The sequence below is a fragment of the Chloroflexota bacterium genome, assembly GCA_035652535.1.
GTDB lineage: Bacteria > Chloroflexota > UBA6077 > UBA6077 > SHYK01 > DASRDP01.
The window spans coordinates 12844-30422 of sequence record DASRDP010000040.1 but is presented as its reverse complement, the minus strand read 5'-3'; the positions used below and the strand labels follow the sequence as shown (position 1 = coordinate 30422).

Below are 17579 nucleotides of genomic sequence, written 5' to 3'. Positions count from 1 at the left end.
TGTTGGCGATCATCAAAAGTGCAGAGAGCTGATCGCGAATAGTGCAGAGCCCCGGGCAGGTCAGCGAATGATAGCAGCGCCTCCTTCCTCCGGCGGCGGGTCCTGGTAGGCCCGCATCCGGTAGCTCCGGCCGCGAATGTTCACCACCGTGGCATTCCCCAGTAAGCGGTCCACGATGGCCGCCGCGACGACCGGATCGGCAAAGACTTGTCCCCAATCCCCAAAGCCCCGATTCGAGGTCAGCACGATCGAGGCTCGGTCCGCCCGGCGGCTCACCACCTGGAAGATCCAGTTCGCCGACGCCTGGTCGAACGGGAGATAGCCCAGCTCGTCGATCACCAGCACCGACGGGCTCAGATAGGTCCGCAGCTTGTAGGGAGCCGTCCCATCCCGGTGTGCCGCTTCCAGGGCGTGCACCATGTCCATCGCCGTCGTGAAGTACGTCCGGTATCCGGCCTCGGTGGCTGCGATGCCGAGCCCGATGGCCAGATGCGTCTTCCCTACCCCAGGTGGCCCGAGCAGGATGACATTCCGCCGCTCCTCCACGAACCGGAGGGTCGAGAGCTCGGCCACCAGCTTCCGATCCAGATGGGGCTGGAAATCGAAGTCGAACTCCGCCAGGGTCTTGTGCACCGGGTAGTGGGCGAACCGGAGCCGCCCGCGCAGGCGGCGGGCCCGGGTCTCCGCCACCTCACAGGCCAGCAGCCGCTCCAGCACCTGCGTCGCCGAGTGCTGCTCTTTCGTCGCCTCGTCCAGCACTGGAGCGAGCTGCTGGGCCGCGGCACTGAGCCCGAGATAGGCGAGGTGCTCCCGCAGCCGCTGGTAGCTCGTCGCCTCACTCGCGGCGTTCATAGCGCCACCTCGTACTCGGCAAGCTCGCGCTGTTGCACCACCTCGCCGACTCGCCGCTGCACGAGATCGATCACGTTCGCTGGCGCTGGCGCCACCGACCGGTGCCCACTGAAGCCGGCCAGGATGCGCGCCGGGATCCGGGTGAGCCGCCCCTTCTCCTCCGCCCATGCCTCGCCGACGATCCGCCCGGTCGTCCGGTGGGTGCGCTGCAGGACGATCTCGTCGATCCAGCGCCGGGCCAGGGCGTCGTAGTCGTCGATGGTGGGCTGGAGCGGCAACACCTGGCCGCTGAGCCAGGGGAGGAAACTCTCCTTCAGCTCCCGCACCATCCGCTCCACCTTGCCCTTGGTCTGGGCCCGATAGGGGCGACAGGCTTTCGGGACCACCCCGAGGACGGAACAGAGATCCACCCACTCCGGGGCCAGAATGGCCCGGCCGTCGCTCGTGGAGCCGATACAGAAGGCCGGATCCCGGTCGGTGAGGACCTCCCGCGTGACGCCACCCAGATCATCGAGGCAGTGCGCCAATCGCTCGAAGCTGGTAGTCCTCGTCCGATCAGCGGCGAACCGGATCGCCGGGGCGCGGGAGCAGCCCAGGATGGCGACCATGGCGTTCAGCTCGACCATGGTGTCCCCGAGCGGCCACGGGCCGAGGATGGCCCAATCGGCCTGGGTCTGGATGCCGGGATCGGTCTCGAACCGGATCTCCGGGTCGCGAACGGGCGCCGGGCGGATGGCCCGGAGCTTGCGAGCGAAGGCGGGGTAGCTGCCGGTGTAGCCGTAGTCGCGACACAGCTCCCCGTGGAGATCAGTGCCGCGAATGGTGGGACAGGCAGCCAGACGGCGTTCGACATGGCGGAGCTGAGGCTCGGTGAGCGCGGTGGGGTGGGCGCGTTCGGGATAGCGGCGTGGCGTCTGGCTGGTGACCTCGCGCTTGACGGTGCGCCAGTTGAGTCCGAACTCGCGGGCTAAGGCGCTGATGGACCAGCCGTGTTGATGCAGGACGTGCAATTCCATCCAGGTTGCTCCAGACTTCACTCGGCCTCCGGGTGGGGATGTGGGGTTTGGACACCGTCACCTTCCCACACCGGAGGCTCGCTCATTGATCACCTACAGGGTCCCGTCCTGCCTGGGCGCCTCTGCACTTTTCGTGATCAACTCATTGCACTATTCGTGATCCCCAACAAGCCCCGACGAAGTCTTCCGGGGTGGAGACGACCTCATCCACCGACACGTACGCTATCGCCTCAGTTGGGTGCCGGCGGCGTACTTGGTCGACGAGCACAGTCTTTCCTATGCGCCGCAAGCCGAGCAGACCGACATGGCGGCGAATCCCTTGCGCCAGACGCGCGAGGATCACGTCGAATTCAGCGAGCTCATTCGCACGGTCGACAAAGAGTGGGTCAGGAGCTGGGGCCGCCCCGGTCATGGCTTGCTACTGTAGCATGAAATCGGGAAGAATCCGAACTGGTGCTACCGTAGCAGTCTCGGAGGCGACGAACGTCGGGGTGGGCTGGAGCAATGCATAAGCTACAGGGTTCACGGAACAGCACGAGGCTTCCCACATTGGCTGCCTCTGAGATCGCTACGTTCGCCTTTTGTCCACAGGCCTGGTACCTGCAGCACATCGGGACGCCGGTCACCAGCGCCGCTGAGCGGCGTCGCCACCTCGGATCCGATCTCCATCGGAAGATCGGTCGGCAGACAGACTTCCTTCGCGCTGCGCGGATTGCTCAAGCGATCTTGCTGCTCGTCATCGTCCTGGGACTCCTCGCCCCGGTTGCTCTTGCGGTGAACGGATGAGCATGGACGCCGCCATCGTTTTCGCGATCCTGCTCGCCTCGATCATCGCGTACCTGCTACTCACTCGCTGGAGTCACGGTCTTCGAGCGCGGCTCGGCATCGCCGAGGGCTCGATCATTTCGGCTGATGACTCTCACCTTCACGCGTCCGATCTCCACTCCGAGCGCTTGGGCCTCGTTGGACGCTGCGACCACCTGATCCGCGTGGGTCGGGCCTACGTGCCGGTCGAGCAGAAGCCGACCGCTCAGCGGCTCCACGATTCCCATGTCCTGCAGGTCGGGGCGCTGTGCCTGCTCGTCCAAGAGGTGTATCGCGCGCGTCCACCCTTTGGCATCGTCGTCCTACGGACCCCGCCGGCCAAGGCGTCCACCGGTGGCTCGGCGCGAACTCGAACGCCTCTTCGCAATGCCCCGCTGGAGCCACCACAAGGACGGGTAGCGCGCCATACGCGCTGTGAGCGGCATCAGCTTCCAACTGGCTGATGTGCCATCTGGAATCCTGGTTGCGCTGTGCGGAACGCTATGGGCCCAAGCCAAGGACGCGGTTGCCAGTGCCGCCGATGACGAGATTCCCCTTCGGTTTACAGGCTCGGTGTTGGGACACCGCCCCGGAAAATTTCCTCGTCCCGTGCGCTCTGCGGCAAGCGCCTACCGCAGCTCCCAGTTCTGGATGTCCCAGACGATGGCCGAGGCGGGAGCCACATTCTGGGGGCCCTTGAGAGCGGGGACGCTCGCGATCGGGTTTGGATTGAAAAAGAGCGGAATCGAGGCGGCGTTCCCCGTGAAGACCTGCTCCATCTCCGCGATGAGCTTGACCCGCTCTTGTTGATCGAGCGCGCGTGTGAATGCTTCGGCGGCGCGGTCGAAGTCCGGGTGCGACCAGCTCCCACGATTGAAGCCGACCCAGCGCGTTTCCGCACGCGGTGTGGCGGACGACCGGTATTGGGCCAGCGTGTCTTCACCCTGCGGCAAGCTGATCGTCATCAGCGCGGGGAATGACGAGCGGGCCTGCTGGTCCTGGGCCATGGCGACCGGGAAGATCGACTCGTTGATCTCAAGACCTGCTTGGCGCCAGCCGGCCGCCATGATCGAGAGCTCAGACTCGTTCTGGCTGCCCGAGGTCGTGGTGAAGTCAAAGCTCAACCGCCCGCCTGTGGGGGTCATCCACGCGCCGTCGGGAGCTCGGGCGAACCCAGCTTGGCTCAACAACGCCTGCGCCTGCGCTGGATCGTATGGGTATTTCGCGACTAGGGGCTCGATCTGCGCGAAGTACTCCACGGTATTGGGGATGTACGGGGTATCGGACAAGAGGCCCTGACCCTCGAAAAGCGCGTCGTTCAGACTCGCCTTGTCTACGAGCATTGAGAGTGCGCGCCGTACGCGTACGTCGGTCAGGCTTGGTGCGGTGCTCACCTCGCGTCGCAACTGGAAGTAGGTCGCTCGCCAGAGGTCGGGCTTCAGCAGCACCGTTCCGCCCTGCGGCACCCACTCTTTGATCAAGCGCAAGCCCTGCTCGAACCGGATCGCGTCGTCCACCGCGATGTGTACTTCGCCTGAGAGCAAATTGGCGAGCGCCGTATTTGGATCGCCGATGAACAGCATGCGAATGCGGCCGATCTTGGGCGCGCCGAGCACGTGCCGTTCGAATCCGACACCCTCGATGAACGCCCCCGGCTCCCACTTGTCGAGACGGTATGGGCCTGCCCCCACATACTGTTGGGTCCAAAACGGATTGGCGGCAAACGTAGCGGCGTCGGACGACTCGAACGTGGTCTCCATGATGTGTCTAGGGAGCGGCGGGAATACGTCCCCCATCTGGCCGGCATGCGCGTACGGATTGCGCCAGTGAATCGTCAGCGTCTGCGGATCGGGGGCGATCGCCTCGTCGATCCACGGAATCGGCGGGGCGGTCGAGGTGCCGAGGTCCGGCGTTGCGTACACGTGCCAGCTAAACACCCAGTCCTCGGCGGTGAGCGGCTGGCCATCCTGCCACACGAGGTTCGGCTTCAGCTTGTACGTGGTCTCCATCGTCCCGTCGTCGGAGACCTGCCAGCTCGGCGTGTTCAGCACTGGCAGCTCGGCCGCGAGGTACGGCTGGGCTAGCCCGCGCTGATCGAATATCACGAGGTTCGCGTTGAAGAGCCGCCGCGTCGTGGTCAGCGTGACCCCGCCCGCGACGCCGGTCTTGCCCGCCAGGGTGCTGGGCTCCGCCCGCGTCGCAATGACAAGCGTGCGATTGGATTGGCTGGTGGGCATTGCGCCGGATTCCGCACCGGGCCCCCGCGATGTGCTCTGCACTGCGGACGTTCCACAGGAGATGCTCAGCAGAAACGCCAGCGCTAAAAGCGTACGAGTCCGTGCGACGAGACCCACTACATCCTCCCATGGCGGCTGACCCTACGAGTCCGGACCGTCGAGATTCGGCTTATATGACCGCCAGCATGTGGAACTGCACGCGCGAGTTTCCCTGCACCCCAAGCTTCATGACCTGGCGGGCGGGCCGATCGTTCGGGTTCGGGAACGCGCGCTCCCACGCAGCGTCGATCACGGGCAGATCCGCATAGTCCTGGACCATCAGTGTCATATGGCCCACGTTGCCCATAGAGCCACCGCCGGCCTTGACGAGGGCCTCGATGTTGCCAAGGCCAAACCGTGACTGCGCCTCCACGCCCTCCGCAGCGGTGAGGCGGTCGCCGCCCGATGGGTCAACGCCGGAGACGCCAGAGGACGCGAAGAGATTCCCGATGCGGGCGCCCATCGGGATCGGATCGTGGTGGCCGTGCCCGGGGATCTCGTGATTCGAGCGCTCACCGCCGATCCGGCCGATCACCTGGATCTGGATCTGGCCATTCATCGGGTATCGGAACGTCTTGCGCGACGCCTGGTAGCCACCAACCGGCCAGGACTTCAAGTAGACGTCAACCATGTAGCTCTGATAGGCAAAGTCGCTGAGATAGACCCACTGGAGCACGACGTCCCCCACGCCACCGCCCGCTTTCTCCATAAACACGCGCATATTGTCGAAACATTGGTCCGTCTGGGCCTCGGGCCCCTCCACGGTCTTCTCCGTCCGCAGGTCCTGCGGCACGATGACGGACGAGAACACGTAGTCGCCCATGCGCACGCCGTTTGGCAATGGGTCCCGGTGCGCGAGTCCCGCCACCTGGATGATCTCCCGTCGGCCGCCCACCACGCCAAAGGCCTGGAGCTCAACCGCCTCCCCCGGTGGCAGCGGGTAGGCCGTCGTCTTCCGCGCGGGTCGGTTGTCGGTCGGGTACAGCTCCAGCCAGCCGGGATTGATGTACGCGCGGTAGTCCTGGCTGGCCAGAAAGTTCGTGACCAGGCCGACGTTGTCCAGGGAGAGCCCCGCCCCCTCCACCAGGTCTCGAAGGTTGCGCCAGGCGAGGGTAAACTGCCCGTCGGGGGTGTCCGCCAGCTTGCCCGTGTTCAGGTCTACCCCGCGGACGGCGGAGGTGAAGAACAGGTCTCCAATCTGCACAAGATCCGGCGCCACCGCGCCTGGCGCCGCAAGCCCCGGCAGATTGAAGGTCCGGCGCATCGTCGTCTGCTGCATGCTCGTGCCTCCTTCCCCACGCGTCCCACTGCTGGCTACCCCATTCGTCACACGCACCCGAGCGGGCCGCTCGGGGAGGGGTACGCCCGGGCTCAGGGCCGCCTGCAGCCCAACTCGGGCGAGCTGCTCGTCACGGACCGCGCTGTTCCCGTGCACCCCAATCGCGCCGACTACGGCTCTCCGCTCCCCGATCGTCAGCCCGCCCGTCAGCGTCGTGAGCATGGGATCGGACCAGTCTGCCAGCGTGCGTCCGTCCTGGCGAATCTGGTCCCGATATCCCCGGGTGCTTCTCGCCATGAAGGCCGCTGTGTAGGCCTTGCGCTCCGCCTGGCGCATGTCATTGCTGCTCGCGCCATCCATCCGCTCGGCATACACGGGCTCGCCGTGCTCGTCCGCGACGACGACGGCGATGGGCCGATCTCCGGCCTCGACCGCTGCGAGGGTGGCTTCCACGGCGCGTCGTGCCGTGCTCAGGTCCATCGTCTCACTCCCGTTCACCCCGTGGCGCGCGGGGGCTTCCTCCGGGGCGAGGCCCATCGCGAGCAGGCCAATACGTGCCAGCTCTTCATCGCGCGCCGTGTTGTTTCCGCTCATGGCGATTCCGCCCAGCACATCGTCGCCGCTCTTCACCACCAAGCCGCCCTGCAGGCTGGTGAGCGCGGGATCTCCCCAGTCGCCGAGGGTTCGCCCGTCCGCCTTGATGACGTGGTCGCGGAACTCCACCGTGTCCATCTTCATCACGGCCGCGGTGTAGGCCTTGGCGCGGGAGCGGCGCCCCATCCGGGCGGCAGCCCCGTCAGCCCGAAGCGACAGGATGAGATCGCCATGGGCGTCCACCACGGCAATCGCGACAGGGGAGTCCCTTTCTGTCACGGCACTCAGAATCGCGGCGACCGCGCGGCGCGCCTCCTCGATTCCGATCGACTTCGTCGTAATCATTGCGGACCTCCCGTGGCCGTCTCATTCCATTCCCAGATGTTCCACTGGTAGTTGCCCTGCACCGGTGGCCTGACCCCCGAGATGCCAACCGACGCGGCGATCCGCGGCTGATACTCCAGAGGGAGCTGAGCCACATCCGTGGTGTACAGCCGCTCCAGCTGGACCAGAATGTCATCCCGCTTGGCCGGATCGAGCGTCTCCAGCGATAGGTTGTACAGGCGATCCAGCTCCGGGTTGCAGTATGATCCTCGGTTCTTCCCCGTATAGCGATTCTGCGCAGTGGGAATTTGATCGCACGTGGCATAGTACGCCAACGTGTTATCGGTTCCGGCCGAGATAGACACCCCGGGGAAGCCCGATCGCGCCTCGACGTCGTTCGTCTGCGCTCTGGGAACCACGCGCACCGACGGGTTGAGGCCGGCGGTCCGCCACATGTCACTCACGATCTGCACATCCCGCTCCCGCTCGGCGGGGCCGTTCACCTCCACGTCGAATGGGCGACCTTCTCCGTCGCGATACGCGCCGTCTGGACCTTTGGTCCAGCCCACCTCATGAAACAGGGCCTCCGCCCGTCGCGGGTCATACGGGTACTTCGCAATGACGTTGTCGACCTTCGAATAGATGGGGAGCCCCTTCGGATAGCCGGTGTCGGCAGGGCCGCCGAAGCCATGTTGAATCGCGTCGGCGAGCGCCACCTTGTTCAACGAGAAGGCAAGCGCCTGGCGGACGCGGACGTCGGCGAGCGCCGGTTGCCAGCCGGGCACCTCGCGATGTTGAAATTCCATGTAGCTGGTCCCGAATAGGGTCCGGTCGTACACCTCGCCGTCGTGGGTCGAGCTCCACTGGTCGCGCAGCACCAGGGCCTGCTCCACATTGATCGCCGTGTACTGGGAGAAGTTGATCGTTCCGGCCAGGAAACCGGCGACGATCGTGTTCCCGTCGGATACGGCTCGGTACTCAATGTTGTCGATCTTCGGCCTGCCAAGCGCGAAGTTCGGAAACGCTTCAAGGTAGATTGCGACACCGTGGTCCCAGCGGGTGACCCGGTATGGTCCATCGCTGACGAACTGCTCCGAGGTCCAGAACGGTAATTGAGCGAACGTGGATGGGTCGGAGTCAAAGCGGTCCTCCAGCAGGTGACGGGGCAGCGGCGCCAGCTGCGTCCCCACCAGCGCGCCGGCATTGATGTAGACCTGGCTCCATTCGATCTCGACCGTCCGGTCGTCGCGCGCGATCACGTCGCTCATCAGCTTCTCGGGCAGGCGGCTCGTGATCGGCACCGCGGGCTCTAGGTAAACCCGGTAGGCGAACGCAAAGTCGGCGGCGGTGAGGGGCGCCCCGTCATGCCAGGTGAGGTTCGGTCGAAGCGTGTAGATGGTCCGCATCGTGCCGTCGGCGTTGACGGTCCACGAGTCGTCGGACTGCTTGGGGAGGCGTTCGGCGAGGATCGGGAACGGGTCACCGTGATCGTCGATCTCCGCCATCGAGACCGTGACCGGCGACCCGAGTCCCATTCGGTCGATGCGGTCGTTGAGCAGGGGCGGGTCGATCCGCCCCACGATCACGATCGGGCGCTGGGGAGCAGCCGGGCTTGCGCCACCGGCCCCGCTCGGTCCGCTCGATCCCGACGGGCCAGCGGCCGACGGGGCGCAGGCCAGCAGAGCCGAAGCGCAGAAGGCCGCGGCGCTGGCGAGCGTCCGATATCGACAATGCATCTACGCGTTTCCCAGGAAGTCGGGTTCTGCTCGCCCCCATTCTATGAAGCTGCCATCTCCGGCGGTAGAGTGAGGGGCACGCCCTCGCGTTATCGCGCGTCTATGCGTTCAGGAACCCGATCACGAGGTTGTTGAACTCTTCGGCCTTCTCGTATTCCACGAAGTGGCCGGTGCCCCCGCCCCACACGTGGATGCGTACGTCCGGGATCATCGCCAGGGCCGAGAGCGCGCTCTCCCACCCTACGACGCGGTCATGGTGCCCGTAGACGCCCAGCACGGGCGCTTTCAGGCGCGAGATGATGGGCGTGAGGTCGGAGTTCGAGGCCGCCGGCATCTTCGCCCGCCCAGCGAGATGGCCGGGGATCAGGGCGGCCTCCAGGCGCGCGTCGATGACCTCGTCCGTACACAGCTCATCCTTGGGGATGAACTCGTGCATCAAGGCGGCCATGTTCTCTCGAGTGGGGTTCTGGGCCACCACGGCAAGGAGCTTGCCGCCATGCAGACGGCCGGGCGTGAAGTAATCGGTGCGGGCGATGCCGCTCGCCTGAATGATGATCTTGCCGATCCGGTCGGGGTACTCGATGCCGAATCGCAGGCAGCATGCGGAAAACTGGGACGAGCCATACAGATGGGCCTTGTCGATGCCCAGATGGTCCATCAGGCCCAAGATGATCTTCGCGCAGAAAATGTCGAGCGGCTCTTCGCCACGCTTGACGTCTTTGTCGGAGTAGCCGTAGCCGGGCATGTCCATGATGATGCAGCGGAAGTGCTCGGCGAGGGCGTCGAGATTGTGCTTGGAGTTGTCCCAGGCGTTGGAGCCCGGCCCGCCGCCGTGGAAGCAGAACAACGCGGGCCCCTTTCCCACGTCGTTGTAGTGAATCTTGTGGTTGGACACGTCGGCGTAGTGCTCGGTCTCGGTCTTGTCGTACTTCGTGCCAGACATGTTGCGTCTCCTCAATCGAGTGTGGCTCAAGGGTTCGACAGTCGGCGAGCGTGAGCATGGTACCCGAGTCGGCGCTGGAAGTGCCGCCTGGACTGTCAGGACTCTCGACATCGTCGATTGGGGCCGCTTAGGCCTCCCGAGCTCGCATGACGAAGGCGTGCAGCTCCGCGAAGTCCGGGGGCATGTGACCGCCCGCAGTCGGGTCAGTACGCAATCGCTCCCGCACGGGAGCCTCAATCACCGCGTTGCCCTTGGTGAACTCTCGAACCAGATCGAATCAGCGGCCGGCGAGATCACGGGCCTGCCGACTTCGTGGATCGACTCCCGCGGCCACGGCGGCACGGACTTCGGTGAACAGTGCCGCCCATTCCCGCTCGACCTCGCGAATGGTGCAGCGTCCGAATGGTGAGGCCGGTCCGGCGCGCCAGCTCCCCCACGCGAAGAGGACAACAATCGTCTTGGCTCGAGCGGCGAGGATCCATGCCAGCAGCGTACGGCCTCACGTTACGTGAGGTGCACGGGGAGTCGCGCTGGTGCTATGGCTTTCGTGCCGGATGCGGTGCCGGCGGGCTGTCGGATGGAGGACCGCTTCCGCCTCGCGAGCTACGAGACCGAGCGCTCGCTGGCCGGGCTCGTGGCGCCGAGCACTTCTGCTTGCGCGGCGGCCAGCGGCGCGAGCGCTAGTACATCATCGACGTCGAACGATGGGGCGATTCGGCCATCTTGCTTGATCTCGTTCACGATCAGCTCGATGCCGTCCCTTGGTAGGGTGAGATCCCGCGAGACGCGCTCCTGCCAACCGTAGAACAGCCCGTCAAAGTTGGCCTGCTCGCGGTCGCTCGTCATGTATCCGGCGTCCACGATGATCTGCTTGAATCGTGGGCCGTTGCCCGGGTCGAGGACCCAGTTGCACGCGCGAATCATTCCTTTGAGGAGGCCCTTCACCGATTCTGGGTGGCGCGCCACAAAATTGCTGTTGGCAGCGGTGACGCGATCGTGGCGAGACGGGTATCGGGAGCGCAGGTCGGCGAGGACTGGATAGCCGTCTTTGATCAGGTGATCGAGGCTGTCCTTGAAGCTTGTGAGGATCGCCGGTCCGTAGTCGCCAGCTCGAAATGCCGCGATCACGTGGCTCGCATTGTGCATTTCGCCGCCGACGTATCGGATGGTCACGTCCTCGTCGGGGTCGATGGCGCTATCTTTCAGCACGCGCCGCAGCATCACATCCGTGGCCCCGCCTCGCTGGCTCATGTGCAGCGTCATCCCGCGCAAATCGTCGAGACTCTGCAGCCCCTTCTGCCCCACGACGAGGAAGGCGTGGTTCTTTCGCCGCGCGGCGACGATTGCAAGGGGCTTGCCCTGCGCGCGGCCCTCAACGATGAAGGTCGTGCGCGGGTCGATGCCGACGTCGACCGTGCCGCTCGCGAGAAGGTCGGCCTGGAATTGCTCCCGGTCGAGAAGCGCTCCGGCGTCCTCGGGGAAGGTGATCAGCTCCACGTCGTCCAGGCCCTCTTCCGCCAGAAAGCCGAGCTCGATGGCGGCCAGGGCGATCCCCACGTGGTTCCATTCGTCGTGGGCGGCGCTGAGTCGCAGTCGCGGCAGGCCACCGGCGCGTCGCTGCCGGTGGCTGATCCACACGCGCGGTTGTACCAGCATGCGATCCTCCGTCAGGTTACAGGGGTCCCGTCATGTCACCCCGGTGAAGTCCCGCGAATCGTATCATGGTCGCAATCACCAATCGTCGTGGATGAAGCGCAGGAGGCGCTCCCGCACCGCCGACCGGTCGAGCCCATAGGCGCGAACGCGCATCCCATCCGGGTCACCGCTCTGGAGTCGCTCGTAGAGGAGGTTACGGCCCGAGAACGCGCTCTGCACCAGGTCCGCTGCGATGGCCAGCAGCCGGAGGTGGTCGCGCGTCGTCGGGGCATTGTTGCGGAAGTATCGGTCGATGTACGGCCCGACCTCCGGGCATTCCAGATCCGATGCGCCGCCGGTCAGCACCAGCGAGCTGGTGAGGATCTCCTGCACCAGCCGCTCGGATCGATCCGATGCCTCCACGCTGTGGATGCGGTAGGCGGGGCTCATCTCGGGGGCCAGATAGCCGGCGCGGGTCGGATGCGCGCCCACCTCGGCCGCGGTCAGGCACGCGCGCAGCACTTCGACGTCCGCCATCAGCTCCCCGATTCGCATCTGCATCAAGCGGTTCTTCGCACCGCCTGACCATTCCGTGAGGAGGTCCGCAACGCCCACCGTCGCCTCGAGCTTCGCCACGAGCCGGACCAGGGTCGAGTAGCCGGACCACATGCTCACCAACCCGTGATACCGCGCGAGAAGGTCTGGCCGCCGATAGACGAAGACGCGCTCCCATGGGACGACCACGTCGTCGAATATGAGCGTTGCGTCCACTTCGTCGAACCGAGCTGAGAGCGGTAGTCGCTCCACATCGGCATGCTCCGCGTACAGATCGCGGCAGATGATGGTGAGGCCCGGCACGTTCATTGGGACCGCGAACGCGATGGCGTAGTCTTCCTCGTCCGGCTGGCGCGGTGGGATCGAGTATGCGAGCACCTCGTCAGCCACGGGAGCCAGCGTCGCGAGGTTGCGCAGCCCCCGCACGATCGGCCCTTCCGACGATTCGCCGACGATGTGAAGGATCTGATCCGGATCTCGCTGGTCGCGAATGCGCTTCGACCGGTCGTAGAACTGGTCGCTGAGGGCGTGGGTCAAGCAGAGGTCATGGACCGCGCAGTATCGATGGTAGTCGCGAGCGTTCTCGCCGAATCTCGGATCGGCATCCGCGAAAACGTCGGCCGCGTCCAGCATCCCCACGGTGAGCTCGGCGCAGAACTCCGGCAATCGTCCCATAACCCCGAAGGTGCGCTCAGCCCAGAACTCCACGTTCCGTCGCTTCGCTCTCAGCTCTTCGATCGTGCGCGGTGGAAAGTAGCCGTAGGAGATCCGTTCGCCACCCCAATCGACCGTCATGATGGGCGCATGATCGGCCGTATGCTGGAGGTCGTAGAGTCCGGCGAGGGTGCTGACGACGCCTTCGAACCCGGGGTGGGACGGAACGTCCTCGATTCTGCGCCCCGCGTTCCATACCCGTCGGCCGTCGCGAAGCGCCTCGATGAAGTCGTGGCCGGACCGCACGCCCATGGTCACCCTCCGGATCGGTACGGTCTATGGTACCCCGCCGTTGCGCCAGGCGATCGCCTGGGCACGTCCTACCTCGCCTGTTGTCCAGCGCGGATGTGAGCGGCGCGGCGTTCATCGTATGATTCGCGGCGTGCGCGGTCCCCCGCGCCTCCATCTATGCCCCTTCGGTTACAGAGGACAATGCATGGCCGCCCTCGAACCGGGGACCGTCCTTCAGCGGGGCAGCTTCGTCATCGTTTCGCAACTTGGAGAGGGCGGATTCGGCGCGGTGTATCTCGCACATCAGCCGCGCCTGGATCGAGACGTGGCCATCAAGGTTCTGCATCCGGAGCACGGCGCCCGCGAAGAGAGCGTCGAGCGATTTCGGCGCGAGGCGCTGGCCGCGGCCGGGCTTTCCCATCCCAACGTGCTGCCCGTCTTCGACTTCGACTTCGATCCGGACGTAGGCCTCTGGTTTCTGGCCATGCAGTACATCGCGGGCGCACGGAGCCTCGATCAGTTCCCCACTCCCATGGACCCGCCCACCGTTTACGCCATCATTTCCGGGGTCGCGAGCGCGTTGGACGCCGCGCACGCCCGTGGGATCATCCACCGCGACGTGAAGCCCGCGAACGTCCTCATGGACGGGTCTCGCCCCCTCCTGACCGACTTTGGGATCGCTCACCTGCGCGGGGCCGAGACCATCACCGGGACTGGTTTGGCTCTGGGTACGCCGATCTACATGTCCCCGGAGCAGGCTATGGGGCGAACGGTCGGGCCGCAGAGCGATCAGTATTCGCTTGCCGTCATGGCGTTTCATCTGCTGGCGGGGGAGCCGCCGTACACCGGGGATGCCCACGCGGTCCTGTACCAGCACGTGCACGAGCCCACGCCCTCTCCCCAGCAGATCAACCCCGATCTTTCTCGGCCTGTCGCCGAGGCGCTTCTTCGCGCCATGCGGAAGGCGCCAGAGGAGCGCTTCCCCGCCTGTTCCGCGTTCGCCGCGGACCTCGCAGGCGTCAGAGCAACGCCGGCGGCGCGGGAGACGATTCCGCTCGCCGCCGATGCCGGACGCACGGAGGTGACGCCGCGGCCGCGCCGGGCCCAACCCGCCGCGGCGCAGGCGCCGGAGCCCTCCGGCGCTTCGCCTGAGGGCTCGACCGCTCGCCCGAGCTGGCCCTCAGCCCCACTGGTCGCCCTTGCCGCCGCCGCGGCCGGCGTCGTCGTCGTCGCGTCGATCGCGATGGCGGTGCTCCGGGGGAGCGCCGGCTCGCCAGCGCCGGCCGCGACCCGACCGCCCGCGCGCGCGACGAGCGTCGCCCTCACGGACGACTTCGGGGATCCGAGCGCGGGCTTTCTCCCGTCCGCCGCGCCCGAGTCGGCGACGTTCCGCGTGGGCTATGTCGACCACGAGTACGAGATCGCCGGGCCGCGCGGCGGCTTCGTCGCGGTTCCGGGGATCTTCCGGGATGCCATCATCGCCGTGGACGCCCGGCTGGTTGGGGCCCCGGCCACGGGGCGGGTGATCGGCATCGTCTGTCGGGCGAACGAGCAGGGCTGGTACGAATTGACCGTGACCCCGTCCACGCGCTCGTTCAGCATCTCGAAGATGGACATCAGCGGAACGTCGACCTCGTTGGTGGCCGACCAAGTCTCGCCAGCCATTCAGCGAGATACCGCGATGAACCACCTGGAGATGGTGTGTGTGGGATCGAGCATCGCGGCGAGCGCGAACGGGACACTGCTCGGCGACGTACACGACGATGCCTATAAGGAGGGCTGGTTTCAGATCTCCGTGGTCGGCGCGGCAGAGTCGGGAAGCGATGTGGCGCTGCGGCTCGGCAAGCTTTCCGTCGCGCACGTAACGGATCAGTGACGCCAGGCGGCACATCGAGCCTTTGACGGCACGGCACGTCCAATCTATGATCCGCCAAGTCGCCTGGCGGCTGGTACCGACGTGGCGGTCGATGCGTCGCCGCGATAGTGCGCCGCGTGAGTCAAGAATCGGAGGTACGCGGGAATGACCCAGGCCACCCTTGATAGCGATGGGCGAGATGCCGATTGGCGGGACTGGGCGCACACGGGCCCCGGCACGCTCGCCGGCCGGTACTTGCGCCGGTTCTGGCAGCCGGTCTATCGATCTCGAGACTTGGCGCGCGGGAAAGCCGTACCGATCCAGATCATGAGCGAGGATCTCACGCTCTATCGAGGCCAGTCGGGCGAGGCCCACGTGGTCGCGTTTCGGTGCGCGCACCGCGGCACGCAGCTCTCCACCGGGTGGGTTGAGGGCGACAACATTCGGTGTCGCTATCACGGCTGGATGTACGACGCGACAGGCCAGTGCGTTCACCAGCCAGCCGAAGTCACCCCCTTCTGCGACCGCGTGCGGATCCGTTCCTATCCGACGCGGGAGTATCTCGGGCTCATCTTCGTCTATCTCGGGGAGGGAGAGCCGCCGCCGATGCGACGCTTCCCCGAGATGGAAGGCGTGGGGGAGCGGGAGGTGACGCTCCACTACCGGGCGTGCAACTTCTTCACGGACGCCGAGAACGCCGTCGACCAACTCCACCACTACTTTGTGCACTGGCAGCGCCGGGGGCCCGTGGGTGAGCAGGTCATCCCGCGACTGCGGGTCGAGGAGACCGAATACGGCATTCGGATCACGCTGAACAGGCCCGGTGAGGAACGAACCTGGTCCTGGCACTACCACATGCCGAACATCCTTCAGCTCAACATCTCCGACTTCGATCAGCGTGTGCACTGGAAGGTGCCCGTCGACGACGAGCATCACCTGATACCCGCCACCGCCCTCATCGCCCCAGGAGCGGTGCGCCGACCGAGCGAGACGCACCGGGATGAGGACCCCATCGAGTTCGCCCGGCGGGTATCGAGCCTGAGCGAGGCGATTCGGACCGGGCGAATGGCCGTGGACGACATCGAGATGGGCGAGATGTATTTTCCCGTCGGCGACGACGTGACCCAGGTTGGGCAGGGAGCCATCGCCGACCGAGAGCACGAGCGCCTCGGCAGCTCCGATGTGGGACTCGTCCTCCTGCGAACGCTGTGGAGCCGCGACCTGCGCGCCATCGCCGAGGGGCGATCGCCGAAGGACTGGCGGCACCCTGAGGAGCTGCTCGTGGCGACGCCGCGCCTGTACGAGCGCGTCTGACCGCTCGACGTTGGGCGGCCGGCGTTGCTCCGGGCCAATGACTTGCCCTATGGACCGGCAGCGGGTACTATCGCGCAATCGTTTCACACGGCGGCCCAGCGTCTCGAGCGCCACACCCGGCGCGACCAGTCTCGATTCAGGAGTGACCATATGTCGCTTACCCCGGAGGAGAACGAAATCCTTTGCCGCGTCGGTCGTGGTACGCCGATGGGCGAGCTGATGCGGCGTTACTGGGTCCCCGCCTGCCTCTCCGAGGAACTTCCGGAGCCCGACTGTGACCCCATTCGCCTTCGCCTCCTCGGCGAGGACCTCATCGCGTTCCGCGATTCCGATGGGCGCGTGGGCGTGATGCAGGAGCGGTGCCCGCACCGGGGCGCCTCCCTCTTTTTTGGTCGGAACGAGGAGGGGGGCATCCGCTGCCTCTACCATGGGTGGAAGATCGCGGCGGACGGGAAGATCCTCGACACCCCGTGCGAACCGGTCGAGAGCATGATCAAGTTCCACGTGCGCGCGAACGCGTATCCCACCTACGAGCGCGCCCAGGTGGTTTGGGCCTACATGGGCCCGCCAGACCGACAGCCGGCGCTCCCCGACTACTGGTGGATGAGCCTCGACGATAGCTCGCTCGTGGTCGGGAAGATCGACTACGCGTGCAGTTACCTTCAGGGAGTTGAGGGGACGACGGATAGCGCCCACAACAACGCTCTGCACGCCGGCTTCGAATACATGCACTGGACGGAGGACCAGATCCAGGCGCTGGTCGCGAAGGGCTATCCGCTGGTTCGAATCCCCCGCGACCAGAAGAACGAGATGGTGGACACACCCTACGGGTTCCGGTACGGCGTGACCAGGCCGGACCCGTCGGACCCCGGCCGCCAGGTGATCAGCATGACACCGGTGATCATCCCGTGGTCCGTGTACCTCGACTATTCGCCTCACATGTTCGTGCCATCCGACGACGAGCACACCTGGCTGTTCGACGTGCGCACGCGCGGCGGACGACCGTTCGACCGCGAGCGGGAGCTGGCTGCCCGGGGCGAGCGCGTCGGCATCGACCTGGGGAGCGACCACCGCAAGCTCCGGACGCTGGAGATGAACTACCTGCAGGACCGCAAGGCGATGCGCGAGCGCAAGGAGAGCTGGAGCTACTCGGGAATGCCGTGGGGGAAGCCGATCCAGGACATGTCGGTGACCGAGAGCATGGGTCGCATCTACGACCGCCAGGGCGAGCACCTCGGCGTCCACGATGCGATGGTCGTGCGTCTTCGGGAGGTCCTCCTGGCTGCCATTCGTCGCTTCGAGGAGACTGGCGAGACCCCCGCGGCCGACCCCTCGATCGACTGGAGCAAGATTCGGGGCGGGACCGCCGTGGTGCCCGCCGGGACCCCCTGGTCTGCCGTCGAGTATCCGGACCCGGCCCTTGCTGCGGCCGGGGTCCGATAAGGGGCGGA

At 66.0% G+C, this 17579-nt stretch carries 14 protein-coding genes; 6 read left to right on the top strand and 8 right to left on the bottom strand.

The genetic code is table 11. The features are described from left to right. Positions 1-60: 60 nt before the first annotated feature. On the bottom strand, positions 61-852 hold the full coding sequence (istB, locus tag VFC51_05110) for an IS21-like element helper ATPase IstB (GenBank protein HZT06388.1): 792 nt from the start codon (positions 850-852) through the stop codon (positions 61-63). Next, a complete protein-coding gene (gene istA, locus VFC51_05105) occupies positions 849-1868 on the bottom strand; it encodes an IS21 family transposase (GenBank protein HZT06387.1) in 1020 nt (339 codons plus the stop codon). The genes istB and istA overlap by 4 nt, the downstream gene beginning before the upstream one ends. 253 nt (positions 1869-2121) lie before the next feature. On the opposite strand from istA, the gene VFC51_05100 reads away from it, so the two are divergent. The 3 genes from VFC51_05100 (at position 2122) to VFC51_05090 (ending at position 3136) form a co-directional block, all read left to right on the top strand. Then, positions 2122-2295: a hypothetical protein gene (locus tag VFC51_05100; protein ID HZT06386.1), complete on the top strand. Its 174-nt coding sequence runs from the start codon at positions 2122-2124 to the stop codon at positions 2293-2295. A 122-nt stretch (positions 2296-2417) separates the two neighbouring features. Further along, entirely contained in the window at positions 2418-2654 is a 237-nt protein-coding gene (locus VFC51_05095) for a hypothetical protein (protein HZT06385.1), read from the top strand. Further along, on the top strand, positions 2651-3136 hold the full coding sequence (locus VFC51_05090; GenBank protein HZT06384.1) for a hypothetical protein: 486 nt from the start codon (positions 2651-2653) through the stop codon (positions 3134-3136). The genes VFC51_05095 and VFC51_05090 overlap by 4 nt, the downstream gene beginning before the upstream one ends. Positions 3137-3301: 165 nt before the next feature. Here the strand turns inward: VFC51_05090 and VFC51_05085 are convergent, their stop codons facing one another. The 6 genes from VFC51_05085 to VFC51_05060 all read right to left on the bottom strand — a co-directional run bounded on the left by VFC51_05085 (position 3302) and on the right by VFC51_05060 (position 12980). Next, on the bottom strand, positions 3302-5026 hold the full coding sequence (locus VFC51_05085; GenBank protein HZT06383.1) for a peptide ABC transporter substrate-binding protein: 1725 nt from the start codon (positions 5024-5026) through the stop codon (positions 3302-3304). A gap of 52 nt (positions 5027-5078) precedes the next feature. Further along, positions 5079-7166: a heme-binding protein gene (locus VFC51_05080; GenBank protein HZT06382.1), complete on the bottom strand. Its 2088-nt coding sequence runs from the start codon at positions 7164-7166 to the stop codon at positions 5079-5081. Next, on the bottom strand, positions 7163-8881 hold the full coding sequence (locus tag VFC51_05075) for a peptide ABC transporter substrate-binding protein (protein HZT06381.1): 1719 nt from the start codon (positions 8879-8881) through the stop codon (positions 7163-7165). The genes VFC51_05080 and VFC51_05075 overlap by 4 nt, the downstream gene beginning before the upstream one ends. A 100-nt stretch (positions 8882-8981) precedes the next feature. After that, a complete protein-coding gene (locus VFC51_05070) occupies positions 8982-9824 on the bottom strand; it encodes an alpha/beta hydrolase (protein HZT06380.1) in 843 nt (280 codons plus the stop codon). A 603-nt stretch (positions 9825-10427) separates the two neighbouring features. Beyond that, positions 10428-11480 (bottom strand): ABC transporter substrate-binding protein, encoded by a 1053-nt coding sequence (locus VFC51_05065; protein ID HZT06379.1) that lies wholly within the window; start codon positions 11478-11480, stop codon positions 10428-10430. Positions 11481-11555: 75 nt separating this feature from the next. Next, positions 11556-12980: a 4-hydroxyphenylacetate 3-hydroxylase N-terminal domain-containing protein gene (locus VFC51_05060; GenBank protein ID HZT06378.1), complete on the bottom strand. Its 1425-nt coding sequence runs from the start codon at positions 12978-12980 to the stop codon at positions 11556-11558. A gap of 184 nt (positions 12981-13164) precedes the next feature. On the opposite strand from VFC51_05060, the gene VFC51_05055 reads away from it, so the two are divergent. From VFC51_05055 to VFC51_05045, 3 genes are all read left to right on the top strand, one after another. Beyond that, complete coding sequence (locus tag VFC51_05055; protein HZT06377.1) at positions 13165-14835, top strand: serine/threonine-protein kinase; 1671 nt, start codon at positions 13165-13167, stop codon at positions 14833-14835. Positions 14836-14979: 144 nt separating this feature from the next. Further along, entirely contained in the window at positions 14980-16128 is a 1149-nt protein-coding gene (locus tag VFC51_05050; GenBank protein ID HZT06376.1) for a Rieske 2Fe-2S domain-containing protein, read from the top strand. Positions 16129-16278: 150 nt separating this feature from the next. After that, a complete protein-coding gene (locus VFC51_05045) occupies positions 16279-17571 on the top strand; it encodes a Rieske 2Fe-2S domain-containing protein (GenBank protein HZT06375.1) in 1293 nt (430 codons plus the stop codon). Positions 17572-17579 lie beyond the last annotated feature (8 nt).

Bases quoted from the DNA above. Each gene is read 5' to 3' on its own strand.
- istB (HZT06388.1), bottom strand. From the start codon at position 852: ATGAACGCCGCGAGTGAGGCGACGAGCTACCAGCGGCTGCGGGAGCAC.
- istA (HZT06387.1), bottom strand. From the start codon at position 1,868: ATGGAATTGCACGTCCTGCATCAACACGGCTGGTCCATCAGCGCCTTA.
- VFC51_05090 (HZT06384.1), top strand. From the start codon at position 2,651: ATGAGCATGGACGCCGCCATCGTTTTCGCGATCCTGCTCGCCTCGATC.
- VFC51_05080 (HZT06382.1), bottom strand. From the start codon at position 7,166: ATGATTACGACGAAGTCGATCGGAATCGAGGAGGCGCGCCGCGCGGTC.
- VFC51_05075 (HZT06381.1), bottom strand. From the start codon at position 8,881: ATGCATTGTCGATATCGGACGCTCGCCAGCGCCGCGGCCTTCTGCGCT.
- VFC51_05070 (HZT06380.1), bottom strand. From the start codon at position 9,824: ATGTCTGGCACGAAGTACGACAAGACCGAGACCGAGCACTACGCCGAC.
- VFC51_05065 (HZT06379.1), bottom strand. From the start codon at position 11,480: ATGCTGGTACAACCGCGCGTGTGGATCAGCCACCGGCAGCGACGCGCC.
- VFC51_05060 (HZT06378.1), bottom strand. From the start codon at position 12,980: ATGGGCGTGCGGTCCGGCCACGACTTCATCGAGGCGCTTCGCGACGGC.
- VFC51_05055 (HZT06377.1), top strand. From the start codon at position 13,165: ATGGCCGCCCTCGAACCGGGGACCGTCCTTCAGCGGGGCAGCTTCGTC.
- VFC51_05050 (HZT06376.1), top strand. From the start codon at position 14,980: ATGACCCAGGCCACCCTTGATAGCGATGGGCGAGATGCCGATTGGCGG.
- VFC51_05045 (HZT06375.1), top strand. From the start codon at position 16,279: ATGTCGCTTACCCCGGAGGAGAACGAAATCCTTTGCCGCGTCGGTCGT.